Source organism: Pseudomonas sp. 8AS, from assembly GCF_902506505.1.
In the GTDB taxonomy this organism is placed as follows: Bacteria; Pseudomonadota; Gammaproteobacteria; order Pseudomonadales; family Pseudomonadaceae; genus Aquipseudomonas.
On record NZ_LR733406.1, the window covers coordinates 330,577 to 342,309 of the forward strand.

Genomic DNA, 11,733 nt, shown 5'->3' on the forward strand with positions numbered 1-11,733 from the left:
GCGAGGGCGATCATGGCAGAACTGACCACGCTGGCCCGACCTTACGCCAAGGCTGCTTTCGAGCACGCCCAGGCCCACCAGCAACTGGCCTCCTGGTCAGCCATGCTCGGCCTGGCTGCAGTGGTGTCGCAAGACGACACCCTGCAACGCGTGCTCAAGGCCCCGCGTCTGACGAGTACAGAAAAGGCCACCACTTTCAATGAAGTGTGTGGTGACAAGTTCGATGCCCAGGCACGTAACTTCATTTCCATCGTCGCCGAATACGGTCGTCTCGACCTGTTGCCGGAAATCGCCGCACTGTTCGAGCTGTACAAGGCCGAGCAGGAAAAGTCGGTGGACGTGGAAGTGACCAGTGCCTTTGCATTGAGCACAGAACAGCAAGACAAACTCGCCAAGGTTCTCAGCGCACGGCTCAGTCGAGAAGTGCGTCTGCATGCAACGGAAGATGCCGCCCTTATCGGTGGTGTGGTTATCCGTGCAGGCGACCTGGTTATCGATGGCTCGGTTCGCGGCAAAATCGCGAAACTGGCCGAAGCGTTGAAATCTTGAGTTTGAAGGGGCAGCAGAGCAATGCAGCAACTCAATCCTTCCGAAATTAGTGAAATCATCAAGGGACGTATCGAGAAACTCGACGTCTCTTCCCAGGCTCGTAACGAAGGCACCATCGTCAGCGTGTCTGACGGTATCGTGCGGATCTACGGTCTCGCCGACGTCATGTACGGCGAAATGATCGAGTTCCCGGGCGGCGTCTACGGTATGGCCATGAACCTTGAGCGCGACTCCGTCGGCGCCGTGGTTCTGGGTGCCTACCAGTCGCTGGCCGAAGGCATGAGCGCCAAGTGCACCGGCCGCATCCTGGAAGTTCCGGTTGGTCCGGAACTGCTGGGTCGCGTGGTCGACGCACTGGGTAACCCGATCGACGGCAAAGGCCCGCTGAACAACGTCGTCAGCGACGCGGTTGAGAAGGTTGCGCCGGGCGTGATCTGGCGTAAGTCGGTCGACCAGCCGGTGCAAACCGGTTACAAGTCGGTCGATGCCATGATCCCGGTTGGCCGTGGCCAGCGCGAGCTGATCATCGGTGACCGTCAGATCGGTAAGACCGCTCTGGCCATCGACGCCATCATCAACCAGAAAGACAGCGGCATCCGTTGCGTCTATGTGGCTATCGGTCAGAAGCAATCGACCATCGCCAACATCGTGCGCAAGCTGGAAGAAAACGGCGCCCTGGCCAACACCATCGTGGTGGCCGCGTCCGCTTCCGAATCGGCTGCCCTGCAGTTCATCGCACCGTATGCCGGTTGCACCATGGGCGAATACTTCCGCGACCGCGGTGAAGACGCCCTGATCGTGTACGACGACCTGTCCAAGCAAGCCGTTGCCTACCGCCAGATCTCCCTGCTGCTGCGCCGTCCGCCGGGCCGCGAAGCCTACCCGGGCGACGTGTTCTATCTCCACAGCCGTCTGCTGGAGCGCGCTTCCCGCGTTTCCGAAGAGTACGTCGAGAAGTTCACCAATGGCGCCGTGACTGGCAAGACCGGTTCCCTGACCGCTCTGCCGATCATCGAAACCCAGGCTGGCGACGTTTCCGCGTTCGTTCCGACCAACGTGATCTCGATCACCGATGGTCAGATCTTCCTGGAATCGGCCATGTTCAACTCGGGTCTGCGTCCGGCCGTCAACGCCGGTATCTCGGTATCCCGTGTGGGTGGTGCGGCTCAGACCAAGATCATCAAGAAGCTTTCCGGTGGTATCCGTACCGCTCTGGCTCAGTACCGTGAACTGGCGGCCTTCGCCCAGTTCGCTTCTGACCTGGACGAAGCCACTCGCAAGCAGCTTGACCATGGTCAGCGTGTAACCGAGCTGATGAAGCAGAAGCAATACGCGCCGATGTCCATCGCCGAGATGGCTCTGTCGCTGTACGCCGCCGAGCGTGGCTTCCTGGCCGACATCGAAGTCGCCAAGATCATCAGCTTCGAGCAGGCCCTGATCGCCTTCTTCAACCGTGAGAACGCCGCACTGATGGCGAAGATCAACGAGAAGGGCGACTTCAATGACGACATCGATGGCCAGCTGAAAGCCGGTATCGAGAAGTTCAAGGCCACTCAAACCTGGTAAGCCGCAGTGGGGATCGCAAGATCCCCGCTTGCTAACCTGATAGGTGTTACATGGCAGGCGCAAAAGAGATTCGCAGCAAGATTGCGAGCATCAAAAGCACGCAGAAGATCACCAGCGCCATGGAAAAGGTGGCGGTCAGCAAAATGCGCAGAGCACAAATGCGCATGGCGTCGAGCCGTCCCTATGCGGAGCGTATCCGCCAGGTGATTGGTCATCTGGCCAACGCCAACCCGGAATACCGTCATCCGTTCATGATCGAGCGCGAAGTAAAGCGCGTCGGTTATGTGGTGGTGAGTTCGGACCGTGGTCTGTGTGGTGGTCTGAATACCAACCTGTTCAAGGCTCTGGTCAAGGACATGGCGAGCAATCGCGAGCAAGGCGTAGAGGTTGATCTCTGCGTGATTGGCAGCAAGGGTGCGGCGTTCTTCCGCAACTTTGGTGGCAATGTCGTTGCTGCGATCAGCCACCTGGGCGAGGAACCGTCGATCAACGACCTGATCGGCAGCGTCAAGGTCATGCTCGATGCCTACCTCGAAGGTCGCATCGATCGTCTGTCCGTGGTCTCGAACAAGTTCATCAATACCATGACGCAAAAGCCGACAGTGGAGCAGCTAGTTCCGCTGGTGGCGACTCCGGATGCTGAGCTCAAGCACCACTGGGACTACCTCTACGAACCCGACGCCAAACAGCTGCTCGACGGCCTGATGGTGCGCTACGTGGAATCGCAGGTATACCAGGCGGTGGTCGAGAACAACGCGGCTGAACAGGCTGCGCGGATGATCGCGATGAAGAACGCCACCGACAACGCTGGCGAACTGATCAAAGACCTGCAGCTGATCTACAACAAGGCGCGTCAGGCAGCGATCACCCAGGAAATTTCGGAAATCGTCGGCGGCGCTGCCGCGGTTTAAAGAACGGTTCAAATATTCAGAGGAACCAAAGATGAGTAGCGGACGTATCGTTCAAATCATCGGCGCCGTCATCGACGTGGAATTCCCGCGTGATCAGGTGCCGGCAGTCTACGAGGCGCTGAAAGTAACCGGCGCCGAAACCACCCTGGAAGTTCAGCAGCAGCTGGGCGACGGCGTGGTTCGTTCCATCGCCATGGGTTCGACCGAAGGCCTGAAACGCGGCCTGGACGTCACCCGTACCAACAAGGCCATCTCCGTACCGGTCGGTAAAGCGACCCTGGGCCGGATCATGGACGTGCTGGGCAACCCGATCGACGAAGCCGGCCCGATCGGCGAAGAAGAAAAGTGGGAAATCCACCGCGCTGCGCCGTCCTACGCTGAACAAGCGGGCGGCAACGAGCTGCTGGAAACCGGCATCAAGGTAATCGACCTGGTCTGCCCGTTCGCCAAGGGCGGTAAGGTCGGTCTGTTCGGCGGTGCCGGTGTCGGCAAGACCGTAAACATGATGGAACTGATCCGTAACATCGCCATGGAACACAGCGGTTATTCCGTGTTCGCCGGTGTGGGTGAGCGTACTCGTGAGGGTAACGACTTCTACCACGAGATGAAGGACTCCAACGTTCTCGACAAGGTAGCCCTGGTTTACGGTCAGATGAACGAGCCGCCAGGCAACCGTCTGCGCGTAGCCCTGACCGGCCTGACCATGGCCGAGAAGTTCCGTGACGAAGGTCGTGACGTACTGTTGTTCGTCGACAACATCTACCGTTACACCCTCGCCGGTACCGAAGTATCCGCACTGCTGGGCCGTATGCCTTCCGCAGTGGGTTACCAGCCGACCCTGGCCGAGGAAATGGGCGTTCTGCAAGAGCGCATCACCTCCACCAAGAACGGTTCGATCACCTCGGTACAAGCCGTATACGTACCTGCGGACGACCTGACCGACCCGAGCCCGGCGACCACCTTCGCCCACTTGGACGCCACCGTCGTACTGTCGCGTGACATCGCCTCCCTGGGTATCTACCCGGCCGTGGACCCGCTGGACTCCACCTCCCGCCAGCTCGATCCGCTGGTTGTAGGTGTGGAGCACTACGAGACCGCACGTGGCGTGCAGTACGTGCTGCAGCGTTACAAGGAACTGAAGGACATCATCGCGATCCTCGGCATGGACGAACTGTCCGAAGCCGACAAGCAACTGGTATCCCGCGCTCGTAAGATCCAGCGCTTCCTGTCCCAGCCGTTCTTCGTGGCCGAAGTCTTCACCGGTTCGCCAGGCAAGTACGTTTCCCTGAAGGACACCATCGCTGGTTTCAGCGGTATTCTGAAAGGTGACTACGATCACCTGCCGGAACAGGCGTTCTACATGGTTGGCAGCATCGAAGAAGCCATCGAGAAAGCCAAGAAACTGTAATCCGTGCGCCCGGCAACGGGCGCTCACCTGAGGCAAGCGTATGGCCATTACTGTCCATTGCGATATCGTCAGTGCCGAAGCGGAAATCTTTTCCGGTCTGGTCGAGATGGTTATCGCGCACGGCAACCTGGGCGATCTGGGTATCGCTCCGGGCCACGCCCCGCTGATCACCGACCTCAAGCCGGGTCCGATCCGTCTGGTAAAACAGGGCGGTGAGCAGGAGGTGTACTACATCTCCGGTGGTTTCCTCGAAGTGCAGCCGAACATGGTGAAGGTCCTGGCCGACACCGTCACTCGCGCTAGCGACATCGACGAAGCAGCAGCCCAGGAGGCCCTCAAGGCCGCCGAAAAGGCCCTGCACCAGCATGGCGCGGAGTTCGACTACGGTTCCGCATCGGCCCATCTGGCCGAGGTCGCAGCCCAGCTGCGTACCGTGCAACAACTGCGCAAGAAGTTCGGCGGCTAAGGCCACCGGCTTCAACAGCGTTGGGATAAAGGGTAGCCTTGGCTACCCTTTTTCTTTTCCGCCGTTTATTCGCGGCCAGTCCCGCTCACGCAGCGCCGCCGACTGACCGCATCAGTTCAGGATCGCACTCCATGTCGCTCGAAATCGTCATCCTCGCCGCCGGCCAGGGCACCCGCATGCGTTCGGCGCTGCCCAAGGTGCTGCACCCGATTGCCGGCAAGTCCATGCTCGGCCATGTGATCGATACCGCCCGCCAGCTCTCGCCGCGCAAGATCCATGTGGTGATCGGTCATGGCGCCGAGCTGGTTCGCGAGCGCCTGGCGGCTGACGATATCCACTTCGTACTGCAGGCCGAACAGCTGGGCACCGGCCACGCGGTGGCCCAGGCGTTGCCGGCGCTGGAAGCGGACAAGGTACTGATCCTCTACGGCGATGTGCCGCTGACCCGGGTGGAAACCTTGGCCCGTCTGCTGGAGCAGGCCAACGACGCTCAACTGGGGCTGCTCACGGTCAACCTGGCCGACCCGACCGGCTACGGCCGCATCATTCGCGACGCCGCCGGCCAGGTGCAGGCCATCGTCGAGCACAAGGACGCCAGCGACGCGCAGCGCGCCATTCGCGAGGGCAACACCGGCATCCTCGCGGTGCCCGGCAAGCGCCTGGGCGACTGGCTGGGCCGCCTGTCCAACAGCAACGCCCAGGGCGAGTACTACCTCACCGACGTGATCGCCATGGCCGTGGCCGATGGCCTGGTGGTGGCCACCGAGACGGCCCAGGACGAGATGGAAGTGCTCGGCGCCAATGACCGCATCCAACTCGCCCAACTGGAGCGCCACTACCAGCAGCGCGCCGCCCGTAGCCTGATGGCCCAGGGCGTGACCCTGCTCGACCCGGCCCGCTTCGACCTGCGCGGCGAAGTGAAAGTCGGCCGCGATGTGCTGATCGATGTGAACGTGATCCTCGAAGGTCAGGTGCTGATCGAGGACGGTGTGCAGATCGGCCCCAACTGCGTGATCAAGGACTCGGTGCTGCGCCGCGGCGCCATCGTCAAGGCCAACAGCCACCTGGAAGGCGCAGAGCTGGGCGAGGGCGCCGACTGCGGCCCGTTCGCCCGCCTGCGCCCGGGCGCCAGGCTGGGCACCAAGGCCCATGTCGGCAACTTCGTCGAGTTGAAGAACGCGGTGCTGGGCGAGGGCGCCAAGGCCGGCCACCTGAGCTACCTGGGCGATGCCGAGATCGGTGCGCGGACCAACATCGGCGCCGGTACCATCACCTGCAACTACGATGGCGCCAACAAATTCCGCACCGTGCTGGGCGAGGACGTGTTCATCGGTTCCAACAGCTCTCTGGTAGCACCCCTGACTCTCGGCGATGGCGCCACCACCGGCGCCGGCTCCACCGTGACCCAGGACGTACCGGCCAAGACCCTGGCCGTCGGCCGGGCCAAGCAGCGCAATATCGAAGGCTGGAAACGCCCGACCAAGAAGTGAACCGTAGGATGGGTTGAGCGCAGCGATACCCATCTCTCACTAAAAGGCGGCCCAGGCCGCCTTTTGTCCGTTTCAGGCTTGACCATCAGCTTTCGTTAGGTTTTGATTCGCGCAATTATCTTTCGATTCGAAACTTAATGATCTCCAAGCGCAACACACCGCAACGTCGCCACACCATCCTCGCTCTGCTCAGCGAGCAGGGCGAGGTCAGTGTCGACCAGTTGGCCAGTGCCTTCGCCACCTCCGAAGTGACCATTCGCAAGGACCTCGCCGCCCTGGAGAAAAACGGCCTGCTGCTGCGCCGCTACGGTGGCGCGGTGCCCATGCCGCAGGAGCTGATCGGCGAGCCGGCGCAGCCGGTCTCGAGTTACAAACAAGCCATCGCCCGCGCCGGGGTCGAACGCATTCGCGAACATGCGCGGATCATCATCGACAGCGGTACCACCACGGCGGCAATGATCCCGCAGCTCGGCTACAAGCCCGGCCTGGTGGTGATGACCAACTCGCTGAACGTGGCCAACGCCCTGCGCGATATCGAGCACGAGCCGGTGCTGCTGATGACCGGCGGCACCTGGGACCCGCACTCGGAGTCCTTCCAGGGACAGGTCGCCGAGCAGGTGCTGCGCTCCTACGACTTCGACCAGCTGTTCATCGGTGCCGATGGCATCGACTTGCAGCGTGGCACCACCACCTTCAACGAGCTGCTGGGCCTGTCACGAGTGATGGCCGAGGTGGCGCGCGAAGTCATCGTCATGGTCGAGAGCGACAAGATCGGCCGCAAGATTCCCAACCTGGAGCTGCCCTGGAGCAGCGTCCATACCCTGATCACCGACGACCGCCTGGATGCCCAGGCGGCCGAACAGATAAAGGCGCGTGGCATCACCCTGATCCTCGCCGCCGTGCAACCTTAAGGAGAACAGCCATGTGTGGCATCGTTGGCGCCGTCGCCGAACGCAACATCACCCCGATCCTGGTCGAAGGCCTCAAGCGCCTGGAGTACCGCGGTTACGACAGCGCCGGCGTGGCGGTCTTCACCCAGAACGGCCAGTTGCAGCGCTGCCGCCGCGTAGGCAAGGTCGCCGAGCTGGGCCAGGCCCTGGCCGGCGAGCCGCTCAACGGCCACCTGGGCATCGCCCACACCCGCTGGGCCACCCACGGCGCGCCCAGTGAGCGCAATGCCCACCCGCATTTCTCGGGTAAAGCGCCCGGCGAACAACTGGCCGTGGTGCACAACGGCATCATCGAGAACCACGAAGAGCTACGCACCCGCCTGCAAGGCCTGGGCTACGTGTTCACCTCGGACACCGACACCGAAACCATCGTCCACCTGCTGCAGCACAAGCTGGCTGAACACGGCGATTTGGCTGTCGCCCTCAAGGCCGCGATTCCCGAGCTGCACGGCGCCTATGGCCTGGCCGTGATCAGCGCCAAGCAGCCCGACCGTATCCTCGCCGCCCGCAGCGGCAGCCCGCTGGTGATTGGCCTGGGCCTGGGCGAGAACTTCCTGGCCTCCGACCAGCTGGCCCTGCGCCAGGTCACCGACCGTTTCATGTACCTGGAAGAAGGCGACATCGCCGAAATCCGTCGCGACAGCGTGCAGATCTGGGACGCCAGCGGTCAGTCGGTACAGCGCGAGCAAGTGCAGTACCACGAAGGCGCCGAGGCCGCCGACAAGGGCGAGTACCGCCACTTCATGCTCAAGGAAATTCACGAGCAGCCCAAGGTCGTGCAGCGCACCCTGGAAGGTCGCCTGGGCACTGACCACGTGCTGGTCCAGGCCTTCGGCCCGCAAGCCGCCGAGCTGTTCGCCAAGGTGTGTAACGTACAGATCGTCGCCTGCGGGACCAGCTACCACGCCGGCATGGTCGCCCGTTACTGGCTCGAAGGTCTGGCCGGCATCCCCTGCCAGGTCGAAGTGGCCAGCGAGTTCCGCTACCGCAAGGTGGTGGTACAGCCGGACACCTTGTTCGTCAGCATCTCCCAGTCCGGCGAAACCGCCGACACCCTGGCCGCCCTGCGCAACGCCAAGCAATGCGCGCCGGACAACGGCGGCTACCTGGCTAGCCTGGCCATCTGCAACGTCGGCATCAGCTCCCTGGTGCGCGAGTCCGACCTGACCCTGCTGACCCATGCCGGCCCGGAAATCGGCGTGGCCTCGACCAAGGCCTTCACCACCCAGCTGGTCGGCCTGATGCTGCTGACCCTGGCCCTCGGCCAAGTGCGCGGCACCCTCGAAGCCGGTGTGGTCGCCGAATTGGTGGAAGAACTGCGCCGCCTGCCGACCCGCCTGGGAGAAGCCCTGGCCATGGACAAGACCGTGGAGAAGATCGCCGAACTGTTCGCCGAGAAGCACCACACCCTGTTCCTCGGACGTGGCGCACAATACCCGGTGGCCATGGAAGGCGCGCTCAAGCTCAAGGAAATCTCCTACATCCACGCCGAAGCCTACCCGGCCGGCGAGCTCAAGCACGGGCCATTAGCGCTTGTGGACAGCGATATGCCGGTGGTCACCGTGGCGCCGAACAACGAGCTGCTGGAAAAGCTCAAATCCAACCTGCAGGAAGTCGCCGCCCGCGGCGGTCAACTGATCGTCTTCGCCGACCAGCAAGCCGGCATGAGCAACGGTGCCGGCACCCACGTGGTCAACATGCCGCACATCCACGACGCCCTGGCGCCGATCCTCTACACCCTGCCGTTGCAGCTGCTGTCGTACTACGTGGCGGTGTTCAAGGGCACGGATGTCGATCAGCCGCGCAACCTGGCGAAGTCGGTGACGGTGGAGTAACTGAGAGCGAAAAGAGAAAGCGGGCCAATGGCCCGCTTTTTATTGGCGCTACGGCAGCGGAGGTGCTTCGTATTCCAGCATCTCCAGCTCCGCTGGCCTTGGTAAGTCATGCGGAATACGTGATCCTCGATGCCCGTGTCGGCGATGCTTTCCAGCAGGCTGTAGCCGCCGAACTTGGGAGTGACCTCATGCAGCGGTTTATCGGTGGCGTCGAACATCCGGTAGAAGCGTACCGATCGGTCTCCCAGGCTCATCACGACTTCCCGTTCGCTATCGACGATTTCAACCAACGGGAATGGCCCGCCCAGTGAGCCGCCGAGCTTGTAGGCGTAAGTAGCCGAACAGGCGGTTCCGCAGCCGAAGGTCAGTAGGAATACACCTGCTTCATAGCTTGCTGATGCGGGGGCTGCGGGGTAATCGAGCACCTTCTCTTCCTGCGTGCCATCGCTGACAGAGATCGCGCATTGCATTGCTTTGCTGACAGTTGAGCATTGGGTATCGACGCGCCATTGGCTGTCCGGAATCTCAATGCTTTCGGAAAAGTCCTCCACCAGACAAATGGAAACCGTGGAGGCTGCGAGGATCAGGATGCTAGTTCTTATAAATTCTGTAATTCGCATCACTACTTCTGATGGGGCGGTAACCGTCATTGCTTGTGAGTTTTATAAAAATCTTACTCTAGGGACAGACTCGAGCAGTTTGAGGGTTCTTCTAGTATTTTTCGACCTTCGATATTGTAAATACAGATCGGGCTTTCAAATGTTCCGGTAATATTTTTGCAGGTATTGCTGTCTTTTTTTAAATAAATACATTGTGTATCAGAAAACATAAGCTCTTTGCTGGGCTGCCGTATGGATATCGCGTTGGTGTTTATTATATAAATTGTTTCGTAAATTGAGCCGCCGACTTGTGATATATTTTTGTAGGTTTTTTCATTTATAAAATTTGCACTAACTGGAATGGAACCTATGTATATCGCTTTTTTATCTGGTGCTGATGAGATAAATATATCGTTTTGAGCATTTTCTCCAAATTCGTCACTTGTGGGCCATGATTTTATTATAAATAACTCTTTACCCTCTGTTGATTTACTGTAGGTGAATTCTGATTTACAGTTCTTCTGAGCGTTCGATATTTCAAATTTAATTCCAGTGGTAACTAATGTTAATTTTAAATTTGTGCCTTCTTTATGCTCTTGGCATTGTAGTTTTATATTTTGGCTTTCAGCATGTGTGTTTATGCTGAGTGCTGAAAATAATAATGCTACAATTAGTTTCATTAATGATCCCCTAGATATTTTACGGAATTTTTAGTTAGATTGTCGCGCTCGGTGAAATGTGCATCAGCTGGCCATGGAGTGGTTAGAGAGAAAAGGGGACGGATTTATTAACCCAAGAGTCAGCGCGTAAAATAAATCCGTCCCCTTTTCTCTACCGAGGGGTGCAGGAGTTTGGGCGGTTGGGCCTGGCAGCCGCCTATAAGCAATGCCAGCAGGAAGCAGAACGTAAGGTTTAGGTGTTGGGACATGTTTCAGGCTCCTCCAAATTGAGCGCGTTGATGACGTCGTTGTGGGGGTAGCCTGGGTAACCCGGTTGAACATTATTGACGGCGACCAGCACCTGATCGCAGGGCAGAAAGTGGACTTTCATGCTGCCTACGACTTCATAGCGAGGAATCTCGACGGTGGCGCGGTGGCGGGTGAGAGTATTAGGGGACAGGCCACGTTTAATAATCGTGGTCTGTCCCCTATTGTACCTATTGTACTGCGTCGCCTTGTTTACGATTGAGTACTGAGCGTCGACGTGCCATTGGCTGAACGCCGGTGAAAGAGGCGTAGCCAATTCAAAAAATTATTTTCCGCTGCATGGAATGTAGTCAAGAGAGTTTAGATCTTTTTGTTCGTATACGTTAAAAATGTAGTTTTCGGCGTCAGTCAGTATTGAAATATTCAGAGGTTGGCTGGGGTTGGTGGTCGAATAATTTATAAAAGTCTTGTTGTCAGGGATGTTGTAGCAGTTTTTTCCTTTCTTAAGATATGTTTCTGGAGTTGTATTTTTCAATTGGGAAATGGTGTTGTACCTTTCGTGTATTTCGATCCCGTTCAGGTTCCCTTTGATTATATCCAACGGTTCCATACTCTGGGTCAGCTTGGTAATGTCAATGCTTGAGACCTCATCCTTCCATTGATCGGTGTATATGTATCCTAGTTCTGCATAGTCTGCATCCAGCTCTTTATTTATGTTGCACATGGATTTTCTTATGGATATGCCAGTTTGATTGCTTCTGGTTTCGGCAATGGCGCAATCGATAATGATTTTCCCATTTTCCTCCTTCAGCGTATAAATGATGTCTGCGCCACCTGAAGTGAATAGTGCGGGGGTGCTGTTAGTCTGGATTAGGTCTCTATAGATACCATCCCTGGATTGCGTTATGTCTTTGTAAATTGTTGGGTTTGGCTTGCTATCTAAAATAATGCTTCCGTTCTCTCCTTTAATTATTTCAGCCGCGTTAGCAGAGAAAACTATTGCGAATGATACCGCGATAAGTGATGTTTTCAT

At 58.5% G+C, this 11,733-nt stretch carries 12 protein-coding genes; 8 read left to right on the plus strand and 4 right to left on the minus strand.

Annotated elements, in window-relative coordinates:
• Nucleotides 1–12: 12 nt before the first annotated feature.
• From GV001_RS01510 to glmS, 8 genes are all read left to right on the plus strand, one after another.
• On the plus strand, nt 13–549 hold the full coding sequence (locus GV001_RS01510; protein ID WP_160077431.1) for a F0F1 ATP synthase subunit delta: 537 nt from the start codon (nt 13–15) through the stop codon (nt 547–549).
• Nucleotides 550–570: 21 nt separating this feature from the next.
• Nucleotides 571–2,115 carry a F0F1 ATP synthase subunit alpha gene (gene atpA, locus GV001_RS01515; RefSeq protein WP_160077433.1) on the plus strand — a complete coding sequence of 515 codons (1,545 nt, stop codon included), beginning with the start codon at nt 571–573 and terminating at the stop codon, nt 2,113–2,115.
• Nucleotides 2,116–2,165: 50 nt separating this feature from the next.
• Complete coding sequence (gene atpG / locus GV001_RS01520; protein ID WP_160077435.1) at nt 2,166–3,026, plus strand: F0F1 ATP synthase subunit gamma; 861 nt, start codon at nt 2,166–2,168, stop codon at nt 3,024–3,026.
• A gap of 31 nt (nt 3,027–3,057) precedes the next feature.
• Nucleotides 3,058–4,434 carry a F0F1 ATP synthase subunit beta gene (gene atpD / locus GV001_RS01525; RefSeq protein WP_160077437.1) on the plus strand — a complete coding sequence of 459 codons (1,377 nt, stop codon included), beginning with the start codon at nt 3,058–3,060 and terminating at the stop codon, nt 4,432–4,434.
• A gap of 40 nt (nt 4,435–4,474) precedes the next feature.
• Complete coding sequence (locus GV001_RS01530) at nt 4,475–4,900, plus strand: F0F1 ATP synthase subunit epsilon (protein WP_160077439.1); 426 nt, start codon at nt 4,475–4,477, stop codon at nt 4,898–4,900.
• A gap of 131 nt (nt 4,901–5,031) precedes the next feature.
• The gene (gene glmU, locus GV001_RS01535; protein WP_160077441.1) at nt 5,032–6,390 is read left to right on the plus strand and encodes a bifunctional UDP-N-acetylglucosamine diphosphorylase/glucosamine-1-phosphate N-acetyltransferase GlmU; all 1,359 of its coding nucleotides are present in this window, start codon (nt 5,032–5,034) and stop codon (nt 6,388–6,390) included.
• A gap of 137 nt (nt 6,391–6,527) precedes the next feature.
• On the plus strand, nt 6,528–7,301 hold the full coding sequence (locus tag GV001_RS01540; RefSeq protein WP_160077443.1) for a DeoR/GlpR family DNA-binding transcription regulator: 774 nt from the start codon (nt 6,528–6,530) through the stop codon (nt 7,299–7,301).
• 11 nt (nt 7,302–7,312) lie between these two features.
• A complete protein-coding gene (gene glmS, locus GV001_RS01545; RefSeq protein ID WP_160077445.1) occupies nt 7,313–9,175 on the plus strand; it encodes a glutamine--fructose-6-phosphate transaminase (isomerizing) in 1,863 nt (620 codons plus the stop codon).
• Here glmS and GV001_RS01550 read toward each other — a convergent pair.
• The 4 genes from GV001_RS01550 to GV001_RS01565 form a co-directional block, all read right to left on the minus strand.
• Nucleotides 9,136–9,795, minus strand: coding sequence for a hypothetical protein (locus tag GV001_RS01550; RefSeq protein ID WP_160077447.1), 660 nt, complete (start codon nt 9,793–9,795; stop codon nt 9,136–9,138). The genes glmS and GV001_RS01550 overlap by 40 nt on opposite strands.
• Before the next feature lie 53 nt (nt 9,796–9,848).
• Nucleotides 9,849–10,454: a hypothetical protein gene (locus GV001_RS01555; RefSeq protein ID WP_160077449.1), complete on the minus strand. Its 606-nt coding sequence runs from the start codon at nt 10,452–10,454 to the stop codon at nt 9,849–9,851.
• Between the two features lie 232 nt (nt 10,455–10,686).
• Nucleotides 10,687–11,016 (minus strand): DUF3304 domain-containing protein, encoded by a 330-nt coding sequence (locus tag GV001_RS01560; protein ID WP_160077451.1) that lies wholly within the window; start codon nt 11,014–11,016, stop codon nt 10,687–10,689.
• Nucleotides 11,017–11,025: 9 nt separating this feature from the next.
• Nucleotides 11,026–11,733, minus strand: coding sequence for a hypothetical protein (locus GV001_RS01565; protein ID WP_160077453.1), 708 nt, complete (start codon nt 11,731–11,733; stop codon nt 11,026–11,028).